We start from the raw sequence: 24,966 nt of genomic DNA on the forward strand, positions 1-24,966 counted from the left end.
TCAATAAGCTAACCAAAGGAACACAAAGGCTGAGAACGGAAACAGGAATTTACCTAGGATCATCAGACATATAACCCAAGCCTATTTGAGTTATAGGGCAACACCAAAAAGAACCTCCACCAATGGCAATTTGCAGCACCAAACTTGAGCAACAACCCCGCCCCAAACTCAGAAAAACGCACCTTATTTGTGCACGTCTAAAGACATCTTGATTAATTGCTAAAAAACTAACAAAAAAATATAGATTTCTTTGTAAATCTACACATTTTGAAACAATTATTCTGTTATATTCAAAACAGCTAAAAAAGCAAATAAGCCTATGTTTTATAATGATTTAACACCACTTAAACCATACATAAAACAAGGTTTATATAAATTATAAAGTTACAACAAATTCACAAGTGCATAATTAAGAATGGGAGCGCATTTAGATGTTGCTTAGCTCACTCAAAATTTCTTCGCGGATAGCCCTGTTAGCAGGGATAAACTTATTACTCATCCTTGCCCTTGGTGGCGTCGCTACATACCAGATGAACAAGATCGGTATCGAGTTAATCGAAGTAGCAGAAGAAGACCTACCAATAACCAATATGCTTTCAAAAGTGGCTCAGCATCAACTAGAGCAAGCCATTCTTTTTGAGCGTAGCCTCTCTTACGCAACCGCAATAAAGTACGGTGATGATCGTTCACAAGAGATGCTGACAACAACAAAAGCATTCCACTCATTGGCAGATAAAGTTGATCAGGAGTTTAAGCAACTAGAAGAGCTGCTTGAGCATGCGATTACCAAAGCGCATAGCGCAGAAGCCAAAGAGCAATTTGAATCCTTACTCACAACCATTTTGGACATAGACAAAATTCACGCCGAATACGACGAGTTAGCTCTATCGTTATTCCAAAAGGTCAAAAATGGTTATGCGGCATCTGCTATTGCTTCAGCCGACCATATTATTGAACTCGAAGATAAAATTGATCATGAACTGATTGATGCGCTTGATCAGATTCAAGCCTTCACGCTTGAAGCCACACAGCGTGCCGAGCACGACGAGCTTAAAGCACAAAAGCTGATTATGATTATCTTTGTGGTCGCACTTATTTTGGGTGTTTCCCTAGCCTTGATGATCTCTCGTGCAATTACTGGCCCTGTGAGCAATATGCGTGATCGTCTAAAAGAGATCTCCGATGGTGATGGCGATTTGACTGTACGCCTACCCGTAAGCGGTCAAGACGAAACGGCTGAAGCGGCCGCAGCGTTTAACCGCTTGATGGAGAAGCTGGGTAAGATGGTGATGACTATCCGATCGACATCAACGCAACTGGTTCAACGATCTGAACAGTCGATTGTCTTGATGGACGCTACCCGCGACCAAGTTGAACAACAAAAACGCGAAACAGAACAAACTGCTACTGCTGCCGAGCAGATGTCAGGCAGTATCACTGAGATTGCGCAATCGACCGATCATGCAGCAGAACTTGGCCGAGGTGTGCTAGAAAAAGTTCAATCTGGTTCTGGAATCGCTAAGCAAAATCAGCAAGCGATAGAACAGCTCAATATCAATGTCGAAAGCGCTGCCACTCAGCTTAACTCTCTAGCTACCGAAACAAACCGAATCAGTGAAGTGCTAGACGATATCCGTGGCATCGCAGAACAAACCAATCTACTTGCTCTTAACGCCGCGATCGAAGCAGCACGTGCGGGCGAATCAGGCAGAGGCTTTGCAGTAGTAGCCGATGAAGTACGCACTCTATCTCAACGTACTCAATCATCCACTGAGGACATTCAAGAACTGCTAGAGAACCTACAATCAGCAACCAATGGTGCGATCTCTGTGATGCAAAAAGGCCAAGAGAATGCTGGCCACTGTATCCAACAAGCCAACCATACCGCTGCTGAACTAGAAGAAGCATCTGCAGCAGTTGAAGGAATGGCTGCAATGAATACGCAAATTGCCGCAGCAGCTGAAGAACAGTCGGCAGTGGTAAAAGAGATTCATGCCAGCCTTTCAAGCATTTCGCTTTACGCTAACAGCACCAATGACAGTGCAAACCAGACCTCTCATATAAATAAAGAAGTAAGTAATGAGTTACTTCAGCTTAACCACTTGGTCTCAGAACTAAGGGCTTAATTTAGTTGCTAGACAGGATGTAGGTTGGGTTAGCGAAGCGTAACCCAAAAAAATTGATCCCTCCGAGTCAAAACAGGGTGCAATACACTTCGTTATTGCACCCTACTTTCCAACCTAAACCCAATATACACTTTCATTACAACTTCGAAGTTTATAAGATAATTTCAATCATCAGTTCTGAAGAACAGAAACAATCAATGGAGTGAATATATGAAGATTGTCTATCGAGTTTTTGTGGGTTTAGGAGTCCTGTTCTGTTTATTTGCAGCTTTAGCATTTTATCTTTCTTTCAGCTCGGCACAATTTGTATCTAACCAAACCCAATTCATAAGTGATTTCACACAGGACTTTTCTGAGAACTGGGAAGTCTCAGATGTTTATGAACGACTTGATAACAATCTGATTCTAGAATTTAAAAAGCCTCAAGGTGCTGAAGCCCTTTCTCATTTTGCAGCTTTAGGCTCATTAAGTAACATCTCAGACATAACAATGGAAAGGTACAACGAGGGAACAAACGGTACTGTTGCCGTCCTGACTTATAAAGCAATTTTTCAAAACGCCAAAAGTGTTATCACTATTCAGTTAGTCAAACTTGATGATTCAGTAAAAGTCCAAGGTTTCTACATTACCCCAGAAGATGGCTTTCCAAATCAATTAACCAAACACGAAGCCTAACTTTATAGATATAGGTCTGTTTAGAGATTGATTTAGCAATACGTAATCCAAAGAATCAACGAATGTAAATCTAAAACCACGGTGCAATACACTTCGTTATTGCACCCTACTTAATGGTAAACCTCCCACCTATGTTGGTTAGCGAAGCGTAACCCAACAATTCCAGAATATTCTCGCCAATAATAATTATGGATACTCACCACGAGTAAGTGCACCCATATACTTATCAAATCGACGTTGGCGAGTATCAGGCTTTTTAGCGCTATCCAAACCATGGGCTATGACATAACGTCTCGATTTAGTCAGCGTTTCGTAAAACGCTTTCGCCTCTGGGTTATCATCAAGTGATTTAATGAAATCCTCAGGCACTTCCATTTCACTGGCGGTATAAGCATTTTCCCAACGACCATCAGTTTTAGCCGCATTAACTTGGACCATCCCCAGCTCAGTCATGCGGCCTTCACTAATCAGACGCTCGGCGTGATCTCTGTTTCGTTTTGACCAAACACTTTTCGCTTTCCTCGGGGTGATCCGTTGCAGGTAAGCTTGTTCATCAATCGACTTTTTAATACCGTCGATCCACCCCCAGCATAGTGATTCGACTACCACGTCATCCCAAGTCACACTGGGAATAGCGCATTTCTTCTTGAAGATCTTTACCCACAGCTCAGTTTTAGCTACATGGTTATGTTGCAACCATTGCCCCAACTCTTCAGCGGTAGCAAAAGATTTAATTTTCGTTGGATCAGGTTCGGTCATAGGCAAAGCTCAAACGATGCAGGGTTTTGAAAGTCAGGATCTTACGGAGTTTCACGATAGAAGGAAATAGAGCCTACCCACTGAAATGAGCTACTTTAATTAGAATATTAGGGGTCTAAATCAAGTGCATCTAGTACTGATTTAAGCTCAAAATTGTAATGCGTTACTGCTGGGTTATAAGTTTTAGAGAACGACTTAAAGTTAATTTTCTTCCAATTATTTTTTTCAATCAGAGGAGCATGATCTTCAAAATTTTCTTTCGTAATCAAGCTCATATTTGTTTTCATCTTAAGCCCTTCACTATCCATAAAGTCATGGCCGTTCAAAAAATCATAAACAACGACCAACGCCCAAGCGCCCTCCATAAAGTGACCTCCAGCTGTCGCTTGAATTTGGTTAAGGTCAACACCCTCTACGCCTTCTCTAGACCAATCAACACCGCCCACAAGAATGTTTTTCCTATAGTTTGGAGCGAGCGTTGTTAATGCATCAAAAACACCTAAAGCCATACCGTCACTTGCTGTCCACACTGCATCTACATTGGGGTAACGCAGGATAAGCTTATTAAATGTCCTACGTGCACGGCCTCTTTCCCAGTTAGCCCTCACAATTTGGAGCAAATTTGTTTTCGAATATTCTTCAATCGCTCGTTGCAAGCCTCGTTCTCGTTGAATACTGGCTGAGGTACCGTAAGGGCCACTAATCGCAACCATATTCACCGCACCGCCCTCAGAAGATTTACTGCTACGTTGTATCAGGTATTTAGCTAACTCGTAGCCAGCCATTTCATCATCCGGAAGCATTTCACCAATGTAATTTTTAAAATACTGTCTAGGCGATCCTATGGCCTTATCCAAAATAGCTGAATTTTCGATGAACACAGGCACCCCTGCCTGTTCAGAAAGTTTAAGAATTCTTGCACCGCTTTCTTTCACGCTAATCGCGATAATTGCGTCGAGTTGAGGGGTTGGAAACAGTAGTTCCTTCGCCTTCTCATGACCTAATAAGTGGTCATCATTGGCTTCTATTACGTGTAATTCGACACCCAAATCATCTGCAGCGGCCTGCATAAAACCAACAACAGGCCCGTAAAACATGTCATCTGCCGTTCGAGAGATGAAGTATCCAACTTTAAACGTTTCGGCGTAAGCAGCTGGGACACCCGTGATAAATGACAAGAGCAAGAAAATTAAGCTGAATTTATGTAGTAGCTGGAACATGTCGTGCCTCATATAAAATGAATCACTTCACTGTGAAATGGTGAGGGCTAACCAGCTAAAAAGTAATGATTTTCGGGTTGGAAGCCCTTAGGGCGTATGGACTTTAATTGGGAGTTAGATAGACAAGATTGAAATGCAGAGTTCATACCTTTCTATTTTGTGAGTCCTTTACAATTACCCATAGCAGTAATACGGCCATCTACAACGTTAAGTATTGTGAGTGTAGGCTGGGCTGTCAAAAAATTAAAGAATTGAACAAGGCTCTTTAATTACAAGAAACTCTGCCAAAGATAAAGGACGATATCAGGAAAAAACCTGATAGAGGTAGGTCTGCATCATCTACCTATATTACATCCGCCTTGTAAGTAGTTTTTCATTTTTTCTAAAGGAACTAGACTAAAAAGAAAAGATCGGCTGTATGATCAAACGTTTTTGTATTCTATTTATAGCGCTAACTCCTGTCCTCGCCAATGCATGTACTTTGACGATGGGCTATCGCACTAGCGAGAGAATGCCACTTATTCAAAAAGCACCTGATAATTCTGGCCTGTATAACGACCTCTATTCAAAGGCGAGTTCACTCATTGGTTGCAAGCTGGAAGTAGTGCGATTACCCAAAAAACGCATTCTTCATGCAATGCAGGAAGGTATTATCGACTTTTATCCAGGGTTTAACTTTTCCTTAGATCGTCAACCTTACACCTTTTATATTCCAAATGGTCTTACTACAAGTCTTAAAGTTATCTCACATATTAAAAGCCCTGAAGTAAACCATATAGAGGATATGCGAGGGCACTCAATGTTAGCAGCCAATGGTAACCCTACGTTTGGAGCAGCAGCTTATGGGATAACAATACGAGTTGTAGAAAACCTAGATTTACCACGTGCACTAGAGATGCTTGAACAAGGGAGAGCTGATTATTACCTTTATCAAAGTGATACTATTCGTTTTTACCTTAAAAAATATCCAAATACTAAAATTAAATTACATCCCTGCTGTTCTGCAGAAGAACCTATGTATTTAGGCTTTTCAAAGCTCTCTCCGCATTATCAACGGGTCGAAAACCCTAGTTATAAATCTAACTTATCACTCTCCATCAATAACGATCCTGACATACTCATACCTGATAGCCTGCCCCATAAACTACAAGAAGCATTAAAACTCCTCGATGATTCAGGATTTATCGATCAGCTTGAGGAAAAGTACTATGAATAATATCCATCTCCGTACTGCATGGTAGAAATTACGGAGGCCTCCCGTAACCTCATCCTTTCTAAAAGGGATAGCTGCCCACTAAACTAAGCGTTAACGCTCTAAAATTTCTAATGTTTGGCAATTAAATAGCTAAACTTCTATGAAGCACTGTGCCTTTAAATGCATGACCAGAGAGGAACCCGTTGTGGAAACTGAAGGTTATCGAATTCAGCTACCCGCTGGCGCTGTGATATTTCAGGAAGGCGAAGCCGGTGACCGCGCCTATATTGTAGATAGTGGTTTAGTTGGCGTTTCTACAAAAGTTAAAGACCGTGATCTTCGTTTTGCCATCGCCCAACACGGCGACATTCTAGGGGAGATGGCTCTGATCGATGATGGCGTACGCACAGCAACGGCCACAGTATTAAGTGATGCTGAGTTGATCGTTATTCCAAAAGAGTACATTCACCGCTTAATTGGTACTGCAGATCCAACCGTCAACTTGCTGATGCAGATCGTACTGCAACGTTATCGAGAGATGAAAGGCCATTTTGATACCGTCTCTGCAGGCGGCTCAATTGACAGCATCGAAGTAAAACCGAAATTAGAAAACGACCGTCTCAAAGAACAAACCGAGATGGCCGTTCGCCGCGTTACTGAAGAGCAACGCTTACGTGAAGCCTTAGATAACAACGAGCTTCGCCTGTTCTACCAGCCTATTGTCGATCTAGAAACCGGTTCAATCCTCGGTTGTGAAGCACTTATCCGCTGGCAGGACCCTGATCGCGGTTTAGTGCCACCTATCCAGTTTATCGCCCTAGCAGAAGAAACCGGCCTGATCGAACCGATCGGTCACTGGATCTTTTCCGAAGCTCACCAAGCAGTTAAGGAATTTAACCAGCTTGCTGATAAAGCTAATCCATTCTTTGTCAGCGTAAACCTCTCTAGTCGACAAATAGAGACCGATGCACAAGTTGAAGCACTAACCGATCATCTGTTGGATAACGACATAGAACTCGCTAACTTTAAGATTGAGATTACCGAAACTCTTTTGATGTCAGATCCACTTCGCATCTCGCAGGTACTGACAGATTTCAAACGTTTCGGCTGTAAGATCGCACTGGATGACTTCGGCACCGGTTATTCCAGTTTCAGCTACCTTCACCGCTTCCCAATCGACAGCATCAAGATAGACCGCTCGTTTGTCTCCACTATGGCCGAAAACCCAACCAGTAAAGCCATTGTTCGTACGCTTTGTACTTTGGCTGAATCTTTGGAGATGAGCACCATCGCAGAAGGGGTTGAAGAGGAAAAAGACCAAACCATGCTACAAGCCTTTAACTGCGATTTCGGACAAGGTTATTACTACTCAAAACCTATCCCGAAAGATGAATTTATTGTCTTAATTCAGAAACAGCTCGAGCGCTAACTAAATCAGGCTGAATACGACCTATGAACAAAGATCTGAATAAAGCGATTCTACGTTGTAAATCAGTAATCTCTCTACCAGCGATCTATCAAAAGATCACAGTAAAGATCGATCAACCAACGACAACCAATAATGAGCTAGCAGAAATCATAAAACTGGATGCGGGTATCGCCACCAAACTGCTAGCGATTGTGAACAGCTCCTTCTATGGCTTCCCAAGTCAGATTTCCACCATCTCCCATGCGATATCACTGGTCGGCCTTAAAGACTTTAAAAACCTTGTTCTCGGCTCCAGTGTGGTAAAGCAGTTTGAAGATGTTCGGCAAACCGGCTTTCCAATCAACGAATTCTGGGACTATAGCCTACATGTAGCCATTGCTGCTAAAACACTCGGAAAACACTGGGCAAACCGAAAGGAACAAGAAGAGCTATTTATCGCAGGCCTGCTGCACGATGTCGGTAAACTCGTTATAGCCCAAGCCTGTAAAGATCAGTTAGAAGAGATACAAAAGATCTGGCCAAACCAAATGCCACTACAGGAACAGGATTTTATCGGATTTGATCATACAGAAGCCGGTGCAGAGCTTCTCAACTCCTGGAACTTACCCAAGATTCTATCTACCGCGGTAAAACAACACCACCAGCTCGATCTAACTACTCCACCAGAGCCTACAGTACTCTGCGTTTATATGGCTAATGCTATGGCCTACGGTGACGAAGAAAAAATCAAAGCATCGCTAGAATTATGCAATCAGCATGTGGAAAACCCTATTAAACAAGAAGAGATATTGGAGATGCAGGAAGCTGTCACTGAAGAGAAGAAATCTCTGATTGGGGTTTATCTTTCGAGCTAACTGGTGGCGATTCACCTAGATGACATAACCTTGAAAAAACTCGTTTTCAAACTAGTCTAAGTTTAGCGTGTTTGAGGTATGCAAATCGAACATCAATGGTCTTGAAAGCTAAGCGAGCGCTAGGCTAAAAGAAGACAATAGGTAACACATAATGAATTATAATTTGTGTAAATTGCTTAACATCAGTTCTTCAATAAGAAACTATTCACTCACTGACATTAGAAAATAATATTATGTCAGATAAATATAAGATTAGCAGAAGATTAATTACATCACTGTTCTATATTTTTGTTATTCCCACTTTCATATCCTTATTTTTACTAATTATCGAAAATCCTATATTTGTAAACAAAGTAAACCTAGCCGAAGTAACTGGTGAATTTTTGCTTTCTTTTTCATTATTAAGCTGGATAGTTATCGTTGCTTTTGCAAATTTAGAAGCAATAACATATAGATATATCATTGCCGGCTTTAGCTTAATGTCAGCAGCTGCAGTATCAGACTTGCTAGATGAATTTATTAAAAGTGAATCTACCACAATCAATATCTTTGAAAACTTTGGATTTCCAATAGGTTTGTTCCTAGCGTCTATAGGTCTGTTTCTATGGTCAAAGCAACATAAGCAACTTGTAGATAAGCTTGATAATGAACGTTTAAAATGGAAACGAAATTCATTTTACGACAGCCTAACAGGTCTATTAAACCAACGTTTTTTCTATGAGAAAATACCGAGCATTGTTAGCTCGAAAGAGCAAAATTCAAGAAAAATTTATCTATTACTAATAGATGTAGACAATTTCAAATCGGTTAATGATACCTATGGTCATCCTGTTGGCGATGATTTGCTTCGTGTAATAGGTTTAACTATTCAGTCCTTTTTAAGAAAAGATGATTTAGGCTTTAGAATGGGAGGCGAAGAGTTTGCTATTTTGATGCACGATGCTAACGAACAGACATGCATAGACGCGGCTGAGAGGCTCAGAAAAAATCTATCTCAAATAGAAGTGATAACAGACGAAGGGGTAACAGTTACAAGAACCGTTAGCATAGGTATTTCCAACTACCTTTATGGAGAAGATATACCTAAGTGGGTAAAACGCACCGATCGAGCTCTATATAAAGCGAAGAACTCTGGGAAAGACCAAATAAATACAGAAATCCTAGAAAACAAAGCCGCTAATGAATAAGTATAAAGGGGTCTGTGTACTCATTAATCTACCTAACGTTAGTATCTTCATTTATGGGTCGAAGATTATAACTTCTTACTATATCCCCAAGCTCACCACTACTTTGTAACTTCTCAAGTCCTAGATTAAATCTATCAACTAACTTCTTATCCGTATGTTCTTTTGAAAAGCCAATGTAATAGTTAAGTTTTTTAGCCCCAAAAGCATAAACCACACCTTTAATATTAAATCTTTCTAATTGAGATCTACCGGTATCTTGATTATGAAAAACCGCATCAATTCTGTTATCCATCAACTTTCTAAAATTCTGACCATTACTATTTGGCAGCATTTGAATATGCAGTGGTTCCAACCCTCTCGCCTCTAGCTCCTCACTTAACATCTCTAATGAATAAGAAGTATTAGATGGACCAAACACACCAACCTTTTGACCCGAAAAATCATCAATCTCATTGAACTCATCACGCTCACTAGCACGGGTAAAAAATCCATATTCAGTGCTCATAAGCGGTAAAGACCAATATAACCACTTATCCCTTTCTTTATTCCAGCCAAGAGGAAAGTTAGCATTTACTTTTCCCTCTTTTAGTACCGACTTAGATCTTCTATTTGGATAAAGGTATATTTTTGTATCTATCTTCGTTGCAGCAGAGACTCTATCAACAATATCAACAAAAACACCGGTTACTCGCCCTTCGTCAACAGTAATAAATGGAGGGAAATCATGAACGCTGATAGATAACTCTTCAGCTGTAACATTTACTGAAAAAAGTAGTGCCGAACATATAGCGATTTTTTTTAACCCCATAACATGCCTCACAACAACACTTGGTGCCTTTGTACAAGAGCTAAGGCTCCATTTAAGGATAGATGAAGTAAAGCTACTTAGAGGATCAGAGCCCTTTTTATGCCCCTCTCACACCATTCCACAACAAGTTAGATATAGAGCCAGCAAAGAAAAGTGCTTCGCCTGTTTAACTCTAGTTTTTCATATGGAGCAAGGAGAACTAGACTAAAAAGAAAAGATCAGCTTTATGCACAAACGCCTTTGCATCCTATTACTAAGCATTCTTTCACCAGCATTAGCTGATGCTTGCACTTTGACTATGGGTTATCGCACCAGCGAGAGAATGCCATTAATTCAAAAAGCTCCAGATAACTCAGGCTTGTATAAAGATCTCTATTCAAAAGCAAGCTCCCTTATTAACTGCACGTTAAAGATTAAACGCCTTCCCAAAAAAAGAATTCTCTATGCTATGCAAAATGGCACTATCGACTTTTATCCGGGGTTTAACTTTTCCCTAGAACGCCAACTTTATACCTTCTATATCCCTAATGGACTGACCACCGGCCTGCAAGTTATCTCACTGGACAAAAGTCCAGAAATTAAAAATCTGGAGGACATGAAAGGGCGAACTATGTTGATTCCCAATGGCAGCCCTACTTTTGGAGCCGAAGAAAAAGGGGTGATCGTAGTAGTGGTAGAAAACTTAGATTTGCCACGCGCCATTGAGATGCTAGAACAAGGACGAGCAGACTATTTTCATTACCAAAGCGATACCATTCGATACTACTTAAAAAAATACCCACATACTCAAATAAAGCGTCACCCATGCTGTTCTTCAGCAGAGCCTATGTACTTAGGCTTTTCTCGATTCTCACAGCACTACCAACATACAGAAAACCCAAATTACAAACCCAGTTCAGCGATAACAATTAATAACGACCCAGACAAACTTTTACCTGATAGCCTTCCCCATAAACTTCAAATGGCATTGCAGTTTCTCGATGAAACGGGTTTTATCGACCAGCTTGAGAAAAAGTACTACGAATAGCAAAGGGAAGAGAGCTCTGCTCCAGTTGAATTGATATTGATAGCCTTAAAAATTAGGAATTATTCCTATATTACTATTTCATTACAAAAAGTAAGGTTAATTTTTAATTATGATAAAGGATTATCGATATGCAGATTGAAGGTCTATGTGAACACTGCCAAGAATTATTAGAAGATCAAGAAGGGCACCCAAGCTTAACCAAGATTGTAAGGATGCCTCCAGAGACAACTTACAAATGTGAACAATGTGGGTCTGCCTGGTGTTATACAACCATATCTACTCAACCATGGGACGTTGTTCGCATTGGTGGATGTGACAATCATACGATCCAAGGATGCTAATTAGCCAAGCGCTGTTAATTTAGATATTAAGGAGTCAGAGCCCTTTTTATACCTCTTTAACCACCGGCCCCATTTGTTTCAAACCAACGCTCTAAAAAGTTAATACACAGCTTAATTTTAGGTGGCGTCAGTCGCCTAGCCGGATACATGGCATATAGGGTTAAACGTGGTCTTTCTACATTGTTTAACAGCTCTACAACCTGCCCTTGCTGAATTGCATTTCCCGCAATAAAGTCAGGTATAAAACCAATACCCAAGCCCTCTTTAACAACATCAAGCATAAAGGGCGTGCTGTTCACGCGTAGATTGCCACAGACCTTTACGCCCTCACCAAGCGGCCAAATATCCTGACCTCTGAAATAGCTATAGATAAAACAGTTATGCTCCGACAGCTCTTCAACCGTCGTAATTGGGCCCTGTTCTTTCAAGTAGTCTTCAGATGCACACAGCTTGTAGCTAAATTCCATTAACGGTTTACCGACATAACCGGAATCAAATGGACGACTCGCTGCTCTAAAGCCAAGATCGAATCCATTTTCAATCAGATCGACGGGGGCATCATCAAGATGAATATCCAACTCTATTTCAGGGTATTCACGCATAAAATCTGCAAAAACGTGGCTTAGGTGCGAGATACCTAAAGCCATTGGCGCATTAATCTTGAGCTTGCCGCGGGGTAAATCTTGCGCCCCTTGGACAAAGCTTTCAGCGTCATCAATGCGCTCTAAAATCTCATGGCAATGGCGAAGGTAGCCCTCGCCTATAGTGGTTAGCTGTAACGATCGGGTAGATCGATGAATTAACCGCGCGCCGATTTCCGTCTCTAGCCGGCTGATCTCTTTACTCACCATCGACTTAGACAAGCCAAGCTCTTCAGCGACTTCAGTAAAGCTCCCCCGCTCTGCTAAGCGAATGAACAGCGACATTGCCCTAAGTTTATCCATAGTAGTTTCCAATATGTGAACAGTACGTTCATATTGTAGATATATATGAAACCTAGCAAGGCATTTATTCTGATTCTGTCTTTTACGATCTGACCTAATCAGGAGAAACCTATGTACACCTTGTATTACCTGCCCAACGCATGCTCACTCGCGACGCTGACTGTTTTGTTAGAGATGGATGCATCTGTCACCCTGATTAACAAAAACAGGGTTACTGACTTCTCTGCAATCAACCCTATGGGTAACGTCCCCGTGCTAATCAATGAGGGTAAAACGCTGACAGAAGGTGCAGCCATCATGCTTTACCTCTTGCGCTCTAAAGCCAATCAGCTGTTCCCTCAGGATGAAAAGGATCAGCAAAAAGCGATTCAGGACATTATGTTTGCCAATGCGACTATGCATCCCGCCTACGGCAGACTGTTCTTTATCTCTCAAAATATGAGCGAAGGGCCTGAGAAAGATAAGGCCTTAAACGCCGCAGCAAACGCCATCAATAGCCTATGGGAATCAGTAGAAGCTGAACTAGAAAACCGCAGCTACCTCGGCGGAGAGTCCGTATCCGCAGCAGATATTATGCTGGCCGTTTATTCACGTTGGGGTGAGTATTTTCCCGTTGAGATCAAACTGGGTTCACGTACCACAGCTATGCTAAACCGCGTTGTTGAAAGACCGACATTTCAGCAAGCGCTGCTGATGGAGGCCGATAATGACAACTAACCCTGCCATAGATGATGACTTCACCATGATTCGGTCCATCATCAACAGCTACTTTACGGGTTTGTATCAGGGCAATAGCAGCCAACTGAAAGCGATCTTTCACCCAACGGCCATGCTGAAAAGCCCAGGTAATTTCCGTTCTCTTGAGCGCTGGCTGCAAGATGTCGAAACCCGAGCAACTCCCGAGTCACTTGGACAACCATTTAACTTTAAGATCCTGTCCATCGAGATCATCCAAGATCAAGCGATGGTCAAACTGGAATGCCCATTGTTCGATTATTTCTATATTGATTTTTTAGGCTTACTAAAGGAACAAGGCCGCTGGTTAATCGTAAACAAGATGTACACAGACATCGCTCAACCAACCGACATAGCTACCGTATAAAGCACTTACACAGAGAATGTTCTGACCAGTAACTCATCAGCAAGAGAATCTAAAATGCCATACGTGAATATCAAAATTACCGATGAAGGCGTAACACAAGCCGAGAAAAAGGCCCTAATCCAAGGCACCACAAAGCTACTACAAGAAGTCCTGAACAAAGACCCTCAATCTACCTTTGTGGTAATCGACGAAGTAAATACAGATAACTGGGGTGTAGGCTACGAGTCTGTCACAGAGAGAAGAAAGGGATAATCGAGTTCGTTAGAATCCAAACAATAAAACCGGCATATCGCCGGTTTTATTGTTATTGGGGGCTCTCAGTAGGATACTGCTGAGCAGAGTTAAAATCTACTCTGACCCCATTTATCACCATTTATCTAGGCAATAAAAGGTTATCAATATGCTTATTACGAATAAGCCTCTCTTTCCGGTTATTTACACCTTCTTTTGCGGCAATTTGATAATCTGCAGGTACGTCACTTTCAAATTGGGTTAGAGTATCGCGTACATCGCCTATTGAACCCAGTATCGAAAAATCTTCAATTGTCGCTAGAAAAGAGAATAAGCTAAACATATTAGATTTATTAAGCCAGTAAGATTTAGGATCTAAATCTAAATCCAATATATATTTTGAAGTATTCTCGAATTTCTCTATGAGTTGACTTTTTTGAGAAAAATCTTCTTTTAGCTCATCTAAGTACCTAGTTGCCAAATCATTCCTTGTATAAATACCACCTATATTTGTTGCCATCAAATTAAGGGAATACATCAAATGAATTTGACGACTAATTTCATAAGGGGTAAAAATACCACTCTCAATAATCAATGACTTAAAATAAGAGACTTCCTTTCCCTTTGCCCACTCTGTAAAGTCCTCAGGAATCGAAGGATCTAACAATAAAGAACTATCTTCATCATCATTTTTATCAAAAAGTATCTCACCAGTTAAATGCTTGGAAACAAGCATAAATTCAGATGAAGCGAACTCAGAAGATAACTTTTCAATAGCATTAAGGGAGTAAAATGTACGATTAAGCCTCTGAAAAATTTCTTTAATATCGGGGTCTTCATTATCGATATCAAGATCGATAATTGGAACTTGGTATTTTAGAAAACTTTCTTGCTCATAGTCCTCTAAATCATTAAAGAATCTAGAATCTACTTGAAACTTATTATTAATAAATTCAACGATTGAAGACATACGCTGTTGTCCATCAACAATGCATGACGTAGTCGTCATGGATTCTAAATCAATAGAACCTTTAGCAACAAAAATCTGAGGTATCGGGAAACCCATCAGTATTGTCCGGATAAAGTCAACTTTATGAATTTCGCGCCATACTAAGTTTCGTTGAAAATATGGTGATAAGATCAATCGTTTTGACTTTATTTCATTTGCTAGGTCAATAAGTTCTTTAGATCTTACTTGGTAACGAATCATATTCTGCTCTATTATTTTTAAATTCCGTGATACATTCAACCTGCTTACATTCAAAGAAATATTCTGAAGCATATATCGCTCCATTTATACTTTTAAAAAGGTCAAAGTATTCATTAGATATATTACGAAAAAAGTCTAACCATTTAGACTTCATCTCACAGTCTGGCATAAAAAAAGGATTAATAAACCCCTTCTTTAAGTTATTAATAAATTGTTTATTTGTGCTTTTACCACAATATTCTGGAAATACAGATAAATTTGTAAACCCATCAGTTACTTTATGTACTTCTTCTAAGTATTGGTTATAAAGGCCAAGATTAATAACTGATATATCTAAATCAGATTCACCTTCTGTGAACTTTGTTTTTTTAAAAAAACTGATTCCCGTTTTTGATGAACCTGTCACCTGAATTGAAGAAAACGGTGTAATCAACTCATTCTTAATTTCATTTTTGATTTCATACTCGATATCCTGCTTATCTTTAAAGATAAGTGTCTGGTATGATAAGAAGATCTTCCTAGCTAGATCAGCTTCATCCATTCCCGAATCGAGGTCTTTATTTAGGATGCCTATTATGTCCATTTATGTGATCCTACAATACCCCTAACTTTAGGCAGATAGCTTATCATATAGCGAGTTTTACGTAAGGGCGATTGCTTTCTATCAGTATTTGCTCAGATAACATCTAAATATACAACAAGTGACATACTACACACTGACACGGAGCTCTTTTATCTTTTCTAAATAAAAAAACCAGTATCCCCCTGAAACCATTCCAGTACAAAAAAACTACAGTTTCACCCCTATTCCATTATTCTTTGATCTAAATCCTTATCCTTCAATAGATACCAGCCTTCGCAGGTAATACGTTTTAAAAAGCCACCCACAAAAAAACCGGCACAAAAGCCGGTTTTTCAATCTTTTTCTCTAGCGACGCAGCCGCGTCCTAAAAGCGAAGCGTTCTCTAGCTGCGAAGCAGCGTCCTAACCACTATAAGCGAAGCGCTCTAGCCACTAGCATCTATCTACTTATGCGCCAAAGCATCCTCAGCCTTACAAAGCCCCACCTTCGCTTTCTCCTCTTCCAGAATCTCTTCTGGGAACTGAGACATAAAGCAGCAGCAGATGCCTTCGCCAATCATAGTGCGTGGGCCGAGTGGATGACCGATATGTTTGTAGACGCCGTGCGAATGACCATGCTCATGAGAATGGCCGTGTTCATGGCTATGTGAATGCCCATGAGAGTGCCCGTGCGAATGATCATGATGATGGTGATGACCATGTGAATGATCGTGGCTGTGACCATGTTCAGCATCAGGGTTGAATTCAGCATGGTGGTGGTGAACATCAACCTCACCTGCAGCCAAACGACGCTGGAAGGATTCCATTAGGGTTTCATCACCTTGTGGAAGATCATCCAGAATTTCACGCACACGGATCTCAAACGCGTCGATCACTTTGTCGTGATCGTTTAGGTACGGCGTTTTGATAAATTCGATCGCTTGGTTCTCTTCTGCCACTTTATCCACATAACCAAAGATGCGTTTGATCAAACGACCTGTGAATAGGAAGTAAGGTGCCACCACAATCTTTTTGAAGCCTAGCTTCATTAGACGTTCTAGACCTACGCCAACCGATGGGTAAGTTACGCCAGAATAAACTGTATCAGCCCATCCAAAGCCCATGTTCTCGTTGACGATACGGGTTAGTTTGGCCGCTTCGGCATTGGCTTCGGTATCCGATGTACCACGGCCAACAACCACCAGCATAGTGTCGTAAAGATTCTCTGGTGGGTTTTCTGGGTCTAAACCTAGGGATTCGTAGATACGCGCCTGAAAGGCTTCGATCATCGCTGGGTGAAGGCCTAGCTCTTTACCGTAGTGAACGTTTACGCCTTCGTTCTTTTCAGCGTAAGTTGTCAGTACAGAAGGGATATCATTTTTAGCGTGGGTTGCCGCAAACAGCATACCCGGCACGGCGTAGATATCTTCTACACCTTGCTCTATTAGGGAGTTAAGCCCCATATGAATATTCGGTGCAGAAAACTCTAAGAAACCATACTCTACCGGCATATCAGGGAAGCGTTTTTTTAACCCTTCCGCAACACGGCCAAACTCTCTTTCTGCATCTTTGTCACGGCTACCGTGACCGCACACCATAATACCTTTTTTAGGCACAGGGCTTTCTCCAATCATTCGTAAAACACATTGTTATTGTACGGACTTTTTTATCAAATATGAGCCCGTTTATAGATCATTCCAGTGTAAGTAATAACTCACTTATAACCCGTTTTAATTTCTGACACTGGTCTGCATTTTGGGTATCAACTAACCCACTGCGCAGCAAACAGTTTTTACTATCACGCTGTGCTTTATCAGCTGATAAATCACAGTTGAATTCGTCATCCAGAACAAGGCGGATCAGTATGCCCTGCTCGGCTAAAAATTGGTAAATCTGCTTCGCTTTTTCAGTGTCCAATTTAACCGTTAGAAACAGGCCATCGCACGATAAAAGCTCTGCATTAAATGTCCTAAGCAATGGCAGCCAAAGCTCTAAGGTTGCTTGCGCATTTTGGCTAATTTTCTGCCTAGCCTCAGCCTGCCATTTAGCATCATTCAGCGCAGCGATGGCCACAGCTTGGGCCGGACCATTTACCGCCCAAGGGCCTAGTTCCGTTTGTAACTGTTGCAGTATCTGTTGATTAGCAAAGGCAAAACCCAAACGAATACCGGCTAAGCCAAAGAACTTACCGAATGACCTCAGCACTAGGATATTACCTAGCTGCTTAAACCGATCATAATCACTTAAAGCACTCTGTTCAGGGCTTAGATCAATAAAGGCTTCATCCACAATAAGATAAGTGCCCTGCTGCATCTGCTCCGCCCAGCGATAGATCTGCTCCGGGGTAAATTTAAGCCCTGTTGGATTATTCGGATTGATCAGTAACAGGTGCATTGCAGAACCTGAATTTAGCTGCTGTTCGATACGTTGCTCAGCAGCTTTCTGATCAGTTGCAGGATAATAATTCAGCTCTCGCTTCTGCTGTTGCCAGCTGTAGCGATGTTCTTGATAACCACAATCGGGTAGCAGGATCGGTAACTCTTGCGACACTGACGGTAGCGCTGATGGCAATAACTCGATGATCTGTTGGGTGCCATTAGCCGCCACGCCCTCAGCGCCATAGTAGCTTCTAACCGCCGCTTTAAATTCAGCTGATTGATAAGGCAACTGCTGAAAGCAATGTTCGCTTATCTGAGGTACAGGGTAAGGTACTGGGTTGATACCTGTGGATAGATCCAACCATTCCTCTACCGGAATACCGTATTGCGCAGATGCCGAGATCAGATCGCCACCGTGAATCAGATCACTCAAGAGCTCACCCCTGAGGTAATCGCCGCCGTTAAGGCCAGTGTCACATAAAGACCTATACCCCACAGCATGAGTACGCGGTTTACCAATGCGCAGGCATCTTCGATACTTTTTGCCGAAGGTTGATCACCTTCCAAGGGGCCTAGTGGTGGGCGCTGCTGTACTTCACCGTGATAAATAGCTGCACCACCTAAGGAAACATTGATCGCCCCAGCACCTGCGGCCATCACTGGGCCAGCATTTGGGCTCTTCCACGTTGGCGCTTGCTGCTTCCAGCTATCCAGTGCGATCTTGGTTTCACCCACCAGTGCATAACTTAGGGCGGTTAGACGTGCTGGGATAAAGTTCAGCAGATCATCGATACGCGCTGCGCACCAACCAAAATGGAGGAAGCGTTCGTTTTTGTAACCCCACATGGCATCCAGCGTGTTGCTCAAGCGATACAGTACTACGCCAGGAATACCTAACAGGCAGAACCAGAAGATTGCCGCAAAGATCGCATCAGCACCGTTCTCTAATACCGATTCTGTTGCTGCAGAGGCTACCGATTTTTCATCTAGCTCGGCGGTATCACGGCTAACAATCATCCCTACAGCGGTGCGAGCGCTATCCAGATCACCTTGATTCAGCGGTTTAGCAATGGCTAAAGCATGGCTGAGTAAGCTCTGCCAACCGATCGCTAAGTACAACACTATTCCGCCGACTACCGCAGAAAAAACCGCCGAACCTGACAACAACAGATCAACAATCAACGCGGCGCAAGTTAACGGTATAACAGCCAATAACCAAGCAATAATACCGGATCGCTTCTGTCTGTTTTTAGCCGCAGTCCCCTGATTTAATCTCTTCTCTATCGCTATGGCTAAATTGCCAAAGCCCACCAGCGGATGGAATCGCTTAGGCTCTTTTAGGAAGTAATCTAACAGCAGCGCGATTAATAAACTTAAAGCGATGCTCATGCGGGTTCACCAGCCTTTTCATCTAAGCCATTTGCTTGTAGCTCAAGCAGGCTAAGTATCTTTTCTAATGGCATCACCGCTTCGACTTCATCCGCTAGACGGTTGATTTGTTCTTCACGGAACGCTGGGTAATCAAAGCTATTCTGCTGATCCAAACCAGCCCAATCTAGCCACGCTTGTAGTAGTTCTGGTTGATCAAATACACCGTGTAGATAAGTGCCAAGCACCTGATCACTTGGATCACGCACACCGTCGGTGTGGATAATCCCATCAACATCCAACTCAAATAGCGGGTTATCTAAGGCTTCACCGCTACTGATACCGGCATGGATCTCGTAACCCGTCACTGGGGTATCTGTACCGCAAAGCACGCCTTTAACATTACGCAGCATCTTATTGCCAGTCAGCGTGGTTTCCATCGGTAGAATTCCCAACGCTTCGCTAGAACCGGCTGTGGATTCGATCTGTTCAGGATCGTGAATCCACTCCCCTAGCATTTGATAACCGCCACAGATACCGATTAGCTTGCCGCCAAAACGTAGGTGACGCTCAATCACTTTGTCCCAGCCATTCTCTTTTAACCAGTTAAGGTCGCCACGGACATTCTTACTGCCCGGCAGAACGATAAGGTCTGCTCCGGTAAACTGTTGTGGATCACGGATAAACTCGCAATCCACCTGCGGATGCATTCGCAGTACATCAAAGTCGGTATGGTTACTGGCGCGAGGGTAGATAGGTACAACCACTTTGAGTTGTTGCTCACCGTTGCTCTTTTGCTGCTGATTAACCGCGTCTTCCGCCTCGATATGCAGATTCATTACGTACGGAATTACACACAAAACAGGTACGCCGGTTTGTGCTTCCAACCAATCCAACCCCGATTGCAGCAGACTAACATCACCACGGAAACGGTTAATTACAAAGCCCTTAACACGGGCCTTTTCGGAATCAGAAAGCAGTTCATAAGTCCCCAACAGATGAGCAAACACACCACCACGATCGATATCTGCAACAATAATCACCGGGCAATCGACTGCCTCGGCAAAACCCATATTAGCGATATCATGCTCACGCAGATTGATCTCGGCCGGACTACCCGCCCCTTCGACAATCACAGCGCTGTATTTCTGCTGTAACTGGGTGTGGCTTTTCACCACTTCGGTTAGTAGCTTAGGCTTAAACGCGTGGTACTCGGTCGCCTTCATATTGCCGATGGCTTTACCGTTAAGAATCACCTGCGCACCAATATCACTGTTCGGTTTTAACAGTACAGGATTCATCTCTACTGAGGCTGGTAGATAGCAGGCTTCAGCCTGTACCGCCTGAGCACGACCGATCTCACCACCCTCTGCGGTTACCGCGCTGTTAAGCGCCATGTTCTGTGGTTTGAATGGCGCAACAGAGACTTTGTGGCGAGCAAGAATACGGCATAACGCGGTAACGACGATGCTCTTGCCGGCGTCAGACGTGGTGCCTTGAACCATAAGGGTGTGCGGATTTTTAAAGGTGCTCATTTCAGATCCTATGCTCCGCACGTAAAAGGCAGCTAACATCCGCCGAAACCTGCTTGGAACAGCTAAAAGATAAGCCCAAGAATGTTTTGTTATTTAAGTTCGTCATTAAATCAAAGCACATAATTAAAATATCGAGACGGGGGCGTCTCTCCTACATTGCGGACTCTTGCTGTTCATCTAATTCAAGCAACAGATCTTGGAGTCGCTCGGAGTAATCTCCCGGTTCCTGCCATAAGCCACGTTGAGTTGCTTCTAATAACCGCTCTGCCATTTCTTCTAGGGCATGGGGATTATGCTGCTCTAGGAACTCGCGGTTCTGTTGATCAAATACCAGTGCATCGCTGACCTTCTCGTACTGATAATCGGCGATCAGGTTAGTGGTGGCGTCGTAAGCAAACAGGTAATCGACGCTGGCGGTCATCTCGAACGCGCCTTTATAACCATGTTCCTGCATGGCATTGATCCATTTAGGGTTCAGTAGGCGCGAGCGGATTACACGGTTCAGTTCTTCTTTTAGAGTGCGGATCTTTGGCTTTTGCGGGTTAGAGTGATCACTGTGATACACCTGTGGAGCTTCACCACGATAGACTTCAACCGCGTTACTCATACCGCCTTGGAACTGGTAGTAATCATCGGAATCTAGCAGATCGTGTTCGCGATTATCTTGGTTCTGTACCACCGCTTCCAGTTGCGACAGCTGATGCTGAAACGCCTGCGGTGCAGCCACGCCATCACCTTTTTGATTACCGTACGCGTAACCACCCCAGTTTAGGTAAGCCTCCGCCAGATCGCTTTTCTGTTCCCAGCAGCGTTCATCGATCAAGCCCTGTAAGCCAGCGCCGTATGCGCCCGGTTTGCTACCGAAGACACGGTAACTTGCCTGACGCTGTGCTTCCTCCGAAGACACACCTTGCTCTAAAAGCTCCTGCTCACGCTTGTGGATATTCTGCGCGATGGTGTTGCTATCACCCGGTTCTTCCAACGCAGCAATCGCTTGCACAGCTGAATCGTAAAGCTTCATTACATTAGGGAAAGCATCACGGAAGAAGCCGGAAACTCGCAGGGTAACATCCACTCGTGGTCGGCCTAATAGCTGCGAGCTAAGTACTTCAAAATCGACGACACGATTCGAGCCCGGCGCCCAGATAGGTCGAATACCCATCAAGGCAAAGGCCTGAGCTATATCATCACCACCAGTACGCATGGTCGCTGTACCCCAGACCGATAAACCAAGAGTACGCGGATAATCACCGTTTTCCTGAAGATGACGTTCGATCAGCGCTTGTGCGGAACGCTCGCCAATCGCCCATGCAGCAGGAGATGGGATAGAACGATTATCCACCGAGTAGAAATTTCGACCTGTGGGCAGGGTATCTAAACGGCCACGAGTCGGCGCACCACTTGGGCCAGGGTTAACAAACTCACCGCCTAAGCCTGCGATAAGCGATTCGATCTCAAGCTCGGCACTTTGCAATAACGCTTTGTGGATAGTGGCACGGGCATAAGCAAGTTGTTTTGCTGTTCTGGGTAGATCGCTTAAGGTTTCTAGCGAATTATCTGCCAAGACATAGTCTGTTACTAACTGAGCCGCGAAGAGTTCCAAACGCTCACGGGTATCAGCCTCACTGCGCCAATCATCTTGGGTAAGTTCAGCGAGTTGGGCTGGTTTTTCACCTAGCCAGTTTTTACTGCCTGCTTCTAGTGGATCAAAAGAATCGTTATCTACTTGTAGATTCAGATCCTGTACTAAGTTATGCAAAATACCCTGACTATCGGGATCATCACCCCGTGGCAGACGTAGCAACGCCACTAACGTATCTGCTAATTTTGACGTTTCCGGCAATTCACCTAGACGATGTAGACCATGACGGATCTGCGCCTCTTTGATATCACAGAGGTAGGCATCCAGTTCGTTTAGAACGGTGTCTTCATCATCGAACGTTTGGCCTAGCTCTTCTAACAGGTGAGTATTCTTAACTTGCTTCAGGATCTCATCACGCAGCCATTGCTGACGTTTATCATCCATCCCCATCGCTTGATAATACTCATCCACCAGCCCTTCCAGTACTGCCATTTCGCCGTAGGTTTCGGCGCGAGTCATTGGCGGCATAAGATGATCAATAATCACCGCTTGGGTACGGCGCTTGGCCTGCGCACCTTCACCGGGATCATTGACAATAAATGGGTAGAAGTGCGGCATTGGCCCTAAAGCGATATCCGGCCAACACTCTTCTGATAGCGCACTACCCTTACCCGGCAACCACTCTAAGTTACCGTGCTTACCTACATGCACTACCGCATCCACTTGATAGCACTCGCGCAACCAGAAATAGAATGCTAGATAGTTATGCGGTGGGATTAGATCAGGATCATGGTAGTTAGCCACCAGATCGATATTAAAACCACGGGCTGGCTGGATACCGATAAAGGTTTCACCTAAGCGAATACCGGAAAGCATCAAACGGCCATCACGGTACTTAATATCCTGCTGTGGCGCGCCCCACTGATCGATCACCGCTTGTTGGCAAATCTCAGGTAGTTGAGCAAAACAGCGCTGATAATCTTCCAGCGACATACTCTGCCAGCACGGCAGGTTGTGCAGGGTATTCGGGTTATTCGTTACTGCACCTAGCAGTTCCTGAATCAGGGCATCGCCATTTTCAGGAATATCCTGCAGTGGATAACCTGATGCTTCCAACGCTCTTAGAATATTCACAGCAGAAGCTGGAGTATCTAAACCTACACCATTGCCGATACGGCCATCTTTGGTTGGGTAGTTGGCCAAAATCAGCGCGATGCGCTTTTCAGGATTGGGCTTGTTTGCTAGCTGAGCGAACCTAAGCGCTAACTGCGCCACAAAACCTGCGCGTTCTTGATGGAGTTGATAACGCACCACTGAAACTTGGCTGCGCTCATCAAAGTGATCTTCGGTTTTAAAGCTCAACGCACGGGTATGCACCCTGCCATCCATCTCTGGCAGAACCACCTGCATGGCGATATCACGGCTACGTAAACCTTGCGAGTGCGTTAGCCAATCCTCTTCGGTACTACTAGAAAGAACCAACTGCAGAACAGGTACTTTACGTACAAACGGCGAGTAGAACTCGCTCGGTTGCGAACACAGATCAGGGCTTGCAACAGTATTCGAGGCAAACCCTGTGCTGTTGATAATCAGGCTGGCACCGCTCTGTTCCAGTAGTGCATTCACTAGCGCTAAGGATTCCGCATCTTTAAGCGAGGCAATTGCGATTGGTAATGGTGCTAAGCCGTTGCTTTCTAGCTGTTCGATCAATTGATCAAACATGCGGGTATTGCCACTTTGCAGATGGCTACGATAGAACAACAATAGCGCTACCGGCCTATCAACGTCGCTCTGCCGTTGTTGCCACTCTGGAAAAGTCGCTGCCTGCACAGTATTTTTTGATGTGTTACTAGCAGCCGGCAGATAGATCATGCATTTAGGTAGCGGTCTTGGCTCATGCCACAGACGCTCTTGTTGCAGGTATTGATCGGTTAAACAGTTCAGCAGTTGCAGACTGTTATCTACACCGCCTTCACGAAGGTAGCGCCAGATCCGCATCGCTTCGCTATCGGTTACAGAACTAGCGGAGAACAATTCTGGATCAGGGGTATCATCCCCCGGCACGATGATTAGCGTTCGGCTACTGTCAGCTTGCGCCCATGCTTGCAGGCGTTCGAAGCCATACTGCCAGTAACTCGCACCACCTAAGAGCGACAACACAACGACTTTGGACTGTTCCAGCACCTTGTGCTCATACAGATCATAAGCAGCAGGTTTTAGCAGCTGCATCCAGTTGGCTAGACGAACCGATGGTTGATCTTCAATCTGCTCATCCGCAAAAAGGCACGCAGCATCGGACAGCGCGGCAAGCGAGCTATCGGCTGCAGAGAGGATGATCATATCGGCCGGTGTCTGGTTTAAGTCGATGATGCCTTCATCATCGACAAACCCGCCCGGTTGCGCTGCTAATAGGTGCATAAATAATCAGTCGTTA

21 protein-coding genes are annotated in these 24,966 nt (G+C 43.6%); 10 read left to right on the top strand and 11 right to left on the bottom strand.

What is annotated here, in order from left to right; all coding sequences use genetic code 11:
- The first annotated feature begins 431 nt into the window (after positions 1 to 431).
- A complete protein-coding gene (locus ACMXYT_RS11580; RefSeq protein WP_415898795.1) occupies positions 432 to 2,126 on the top strand; it encodes a methyl-accepting chemotaxis protein in 1,695 nt (564 codons plus the stop codon).
- A 210-nt stretch (positions 2,127 to 2,336) separates the two neighbouring features.
- Positions 2,337 to 2,801, top strand: a complete 465-nt coding sequence (locus ACMXYT_RS11585) for a hypothetical protein (RefSeq protein ID WP_415898796.1) — start codon at positions 2,337 to 2,339, stop codon at positions 2,799 to 2,801.
- Positions 2,802 to 2,987: 186 nt separating this feature from the next.
- On the opposite strand, the gene ACMXYT_RS11590 is transcribed toward ACMXYT_RS11585, so the two are convergent.
- Together ACMXYT_RS11590 and ACMXYT_RS11595 are read right to left on the bottom strand one after the other, a co-directional pair.
- On the bottom strand, positions 2,988 to 3,560 hold the full coding sequence (locus tag ACMXYT_RS11590; protein ID WP_415898797.1) for a YdeI/OmpD-associated family protein: 573 nt from the start codon (positions 3,558 to 3,560) through the stop codon (positions 2,988 to 2,990).
- Positions 3,561 to 3,667: 107 nt separating this feature from the next.
- Positions 3,668 to 4,780, bottom strand: a complete 1,113-nt coding sequence (locus tag ACMXYT_RS11595; protein ID WP_415898798.1) for an ABC transporter substrate-binding protein — start codon at positions 4,778 to 4,780, stop codon at positions 3,668 to 3,670.
- A gap of 418 nt (positions 4,781 to 5,198) precedes the next feature.
- On the opposite strand from ACMXYT_RS11595, the gene ACMXYT_RS11600 reads away from it, so the two are divergent.
- The 4 genes from ACMXYT_RS11600 to ACMXYT_RS11615 all read left to right on the top strand — a co-directional run bounded on the left by ACMXYT_RS11600 (position 5,199) and on the right by ACMXYT_RS11615 (position 9,445).
- The gene (locus ACMXYT_RS11600) at positions 5,199 to 5,996 is read left to right on the top strand and encodes a substrate-binding periplasmic protein (protein WP_415898799.1); all 798 of its coding nucleotides are present in this window, start codon (positions 5,199 to 5,201) and stop codon (positions 5,994 to 5,996) included.
- Positions 5,997 to 6,180: 184 nt separating this feature from the next.
- Entirely contained in the window at positions 6,181 to 7,404 is a 1,224-nt protein-coding gene (locus tag ACMXYT_RS11605; protein ID WP_415898800.1) for an EAL domain-containing protein, read from the top strand.
- 23 nt (positions 7,405 to 7,427) lie between these two features.
- Complete coding sequence (locus tag ACMXYT_RS11610; protein WP_415898801.1) at positions 7,428 to 8,258, top strand: HDOD domain-containing protein; 831 nt, start codon at positions 7,428 to 7,430, stop codon at positions 8,256 to 8,258.
- A gap of 233 nt (positions 8,259 to 8,491) precedes the next feature.
- Complete coding sequence (locus ACMXYT_RS11615) at positions 8,492 to 9,445, top strand: GGDEF domain-containing protein (RefSeq protein ID WP_415898802.1); 954 nt, start codon at positions 8,492 to 8,494, stop codon at positions 9,443 to 9,445.
- A gap of 28 nt (positions 9,446 to 9,473) precedes the next feature.
- Here the strand turns inward: ACMXYT_RS11615 and ACMXYT_RS11620 are convergent, their stop codons facing one another.
- A complete protein-coding gene (locus ACMXYT_RS11620; protein ID WP_415898803.1) occupies positions 9,474 to 10,253 on the bottom strand; it encodes a substrate-binding periplasmic protein in 780 nt (259 codons plus the stop codon).
- Positions 10,254 to 10,551: 298 nt separating this feature from the next.
- On the opposite strand from ACMXYT_RS11620, the gene ACMXYT_RS11625 reads away from it, so the two are divergent.
- Positions 10,552 to 11,280, top strand: a complete 729-nt coding sequence (locus tag ACMXYT_RS11625; protein WP_415898804.1) for a substrate-binding periplasmic protein — start codon at positions 10,552 to 10,554, stop codon at positions 11,278 to 11,280.
- 397 nt (positions 11,281 to 11,677) lie between these two features.
- On the opposite strand, the gene ACMXYT_RS11630 is transcribed toward ACMXYT_RS11625, so the two are convergent.
- Positions 11,678 to 12,565, bottom strand: coding sequence for a LysR family transcriptional regulator (locus ACMXYT_RS11630; protein ID WP_415898805.1), 888 nt, complete (start codon positions 12,563 to 12,565; stop codon positions 11,678 to 11,680).
- A 111-nt stretch (positions 12,566 to 12,676) separates the two neighbouring features.
- Here ACMXYT_RS11630 and ACMXYT_RS11635 point away from each other — a divergent pair, with 111 nt between their 5' ends.
- From ACMXYT_RS11635 to ACMXYT_RS11645, 3 genes are read left to right on the top strand one after another with little or no spacing between them, the layout of a single operon-like run.
- Positions 12,677 to 13,282: a glutathione S-transferase family protein gene (locus ACMXYT_RS11635; RefSeq protein WP_415898806.1), complete on the top strand. Its 606-nt coding sequence runs from the start codon at positions 12,677 to 12,679 to the stop codon at positions 13,280 to 13,282.
- Positions 13,272 to 13,667, top strand: a complete 396-nt coding sequence (locus ACMXYT_RS11640) for a nuclear transport factor 2 family protein (RefSeq protein WP_415898807.1) — start codon at positions 13,272 to 13,274, stop codon at positions 13,665 to 13,667. Before ACMXYT_RS11635 ends, ACMXYT_RS11640 begins: the two co-directional genes overlap by 11 nt.
- A gap of 54 nt (positions 13,668 to 13,721) precedes the next feature.
- Positions 13,722 to 13,919, top strand: coding sequence for a tautomerase family protein (locus ACMXYT_RS11645; protein WP_415898808.1), 198 nt, complete (start codon positions 13,722 to 13,724; stop codon positions 13,917 to 13,919).
- Positions 13,920 to 14,040: 121 nt separating this feature from the next.
- Here ACMXYT_RS11645 and ACMXYT_RS11650 read toward each other — a convergent pair whose 3' ends face one another.
- The 7 genes from ACMXYT_RS11650 to cobN all read right to left on the bottom strand — a co-directional run bounded on the left by ACMXYT_RS11650 (position 14,041) and on the right by cobN (position 24,950).
- Positions 14,041 to 15,108, bottom strand: a complete 1,068-nt coding sequence (locus tag ACMXYT_RS11650; RefSeq protein ID WP_415898809.1) for a DUF262 domain-containing protein — start codon at positions 15,106 to 15,108, stop codon at positions 14,041 to 14,043.
- Complete coding sequence (locus ACMXYT_RS11655; RefSeq protein WP_415898810.1) at positions 15,083 to 15,691, bottom strand: hypothetical protein; 609 nt, start codon at positions 15,689 to 15,691, stop codon at positions 15,083 to 15,085. The genes ACMXYT_RS11650 and ACMXYT_RS11655 overlap by 26 nt, the downstream gene beginning before the upstream one ends.
- 442 nt (positions 15,692 to 16,133) lie before the next feature.
- Positions 16,134 to 17,303 carry a sirohydrochlorin chelatase gene (locus ACMXYT_RS11660; RefSeq protein ID WP_415898811.1) on the bottom strand — a complete coding sequence of 390 codons (1,170 nt, stop codon included), beginning with the start codon at positions 17,301 to 17,303 and terminating at the stop codon, positions 16,134 to 16,136.
- 58 nt (positions 17,304 to 17,361) lie between these two features.
- Positions 17,362 to 18,480, bottom strand: a complete 1,119-nt coding sequence (locus ACMXYT_RS11665; protein WP_415898812.1) for a threonine-phosphate decarboxylase — start codon at positions 18,478 to 18,480, stop codon at positions 17,362 to 17,364.
- Positions 18,477 to 19,436 (bottom strand): adenosylcobinamide-phosphate synthase CbiB, encoded by a 960-nt coding sequence (cbiB, locus tag ACMXYT_RS11670; RefSeq protein WP_415898813.1) that lies wholly within the window; start codon positions 19,434 to 19,436, stop codon positions 18,477 to 18,479. Before cbiB ends, ACMXYT_RS11665 begins: the two co-directional genes overlap by 4 nt.
- On the bottom strand, positions 19,433 to 20,950 hold the full coding sequence (locus tag ACMXYT_RS11675; protein ID WP_415898814.1) for a cobyric acid synthase: 1,518 nt from the start codon (positions 20,948 to 20,950) through the stop codon (positions 19,433 to 19,435). The genes cbiB and ACMXYT_RS11675 overlap by 4 nt, the downstream gene beginning before the upstream one ends.
- A gap of 151 nt (positions 20,951 to 21,101) precedes the next feature.
- The gene (cobN, locus tag ACMXYT_RS11680; protein WP_415898815.1) at positions 21,102 to 24,950 is read right to left on the bottom strand and encodes a cobaltochelatase subunit CobN; all 3,849 of its coding nucleotides are present in this window, start codon (positions 24,948 to 24,950) and stop codon (positions 21,102 to 21,104) included.
- Between the last annotated feature and the right edge of the window lie 16 nt (positions 24,951 to 24,966).

Source organism: Neptuniibacter sp. QD37_11, from assembly GCF_047778105.1.
In the GTDB taxonomy this organism is placed as follows: Bacteria; Pseudomonadota; Gammaproteobacteria; order Pseudomonadales; family Balneatricaceae; genus Neptuniibacter.

Excerpts from the sequence above, each read along its gene's own strand:
- ACMXYT_RS11615 (WP_415898802.1), top strand. The coding sequence starts at position 8,492 with ATGTCAGATAAATATAAGATTAGCAGAAGATTAATTACATCACTGTTC.
- ACMXYT_RS11585 (WP_415898796.1), top strand. The coding sequence starts at position 2,337 with ATGAAGATTGTCTATCGAGTTTTTGTGGGTTTAGGAGTCCTGTTCTGT.
- cobN (WP_415898815.1), bottom strand. The coding sequence starts at position 24,950 with ATGCACCTATTAGCAGCGCAACCGGGCGGGTTTGTCGATGATGAAGGC.
- ACMXYT_RS11600 (WP_415898799.1), top strand. The coding sequence starts at position 5,199 with ATGATCAAACGTTTTTGTATTCTATTTATAGCGCTAACTCCTGTCCTC.
- ACMXYT_RS11655 (WP_415898810.1), bottom strand. The coding sequence starts at position 15,691 with ATGGACATAATAGGCATCCTAAATAAAGACCTCGATTCGGGAATGGAT.
- ACMXYT_RS11595 (WP_415898798.1), bottom strand. The coding sequence starts at position 4,780 with ATGTTCCAGCTACTACATAAATTCAGCTTAATTTTCTTGCTCTTGTCA.
- ACMXYT_RS11620 (WP_415898803.1), bottom strand. The coding sequence starts at position 10,253 with ATGGGGTTAAAAAAAATCGCTATATGTTCGGCACTACTTTTTTCAGTA.
- ACMXYT_RS11650 (WP_415898809.1), bottom strand. The coding sequence starts at position 15,108 with ATGATTCGTTACCAAGTAAGATCTAAAGAACTTATTGACCTAGCAAAT.
- ACMXYT_RS11640 (WP_415898807.1), top strand. The coding sequence starts at position 13,272 with ATGACAACTAACCCTGCCATAGATGATGACTTCACCATGATTCGGTCC.
- ACMXYT_RS11580 (WP_415898795.1), top strand. The coding sequence starts at position 432 with ATGTTGCTTAGCTCACTCAAAATTTCTTCGCGGATAGCCCTGTTAGCA.
- cbiB (WP_415898813.1), bottom strand. The coding sequence starts at position 19,436 with ATGAGCATCGCTTTAAGTTTATTAATCGCGCTGCTGTTAGATTACTTC.
- ACMXYT_RS11645 (WP_415898808.1), top strand. The coding sequence starts at position 13,722 with ATGCCATACGTGAATATCAAAATTACCGATGAAGGCGTAACACAAGCC.
- ACMXYT_RS11590 (WP_415898797.1), bottom strand. The coding sequence starts at position 3,560 with ATGACCGAACCTGATCCAACGAAAATTAAATCTTTTGCTACCGCTGAA.
- ACMXYT_RS11635 (WP_415898806.1), top strand. The coding sequence starts at position 12,677 with ATGTACACCTTGTATTACCTGCCCAACGCATGCTCACTCGCGACGCTG.
- ACMXYT_RS11610 (WP_415898801.1), top strand. The coding sequence starts at position 7,428 with ATGAACAAAGATCTGAATAAAGCGATTCTACGTTGTAAATCAGTAATC.
- ACMXYT_RS11630 (WP_415898805.1), bottom strand. The coding sequence starts at position 12,565 with ATGGATAAACTTAGGGCAATGTCGCTGTTCATTCGCTTAGCAGAGCGG.
- ACMXYT_RS11660 (WP_415898811.1), bottom strand. The coding sequence starts at position 17,303 with ATGATTGGAGAAAGCCCTGTGCCTAAAAAAGGTATTATGGTGTGCGGT.
- ACMXYT_RS11675 (WP_415898814.1), bottom strand. The coding sequence starts at position 20,950 with ATGAGCACCTTTAAAAATCCGCACACCCTTATGGTTCAAGGCACCACG.
- ACMXYT_RS11625 (WP_415898804.1), top strand. The coding sequence starts at position 10,552 with ATGGGTTATCGCACCAGCGAGAGAATGCCATTAATTCAAAAAGCTCCA.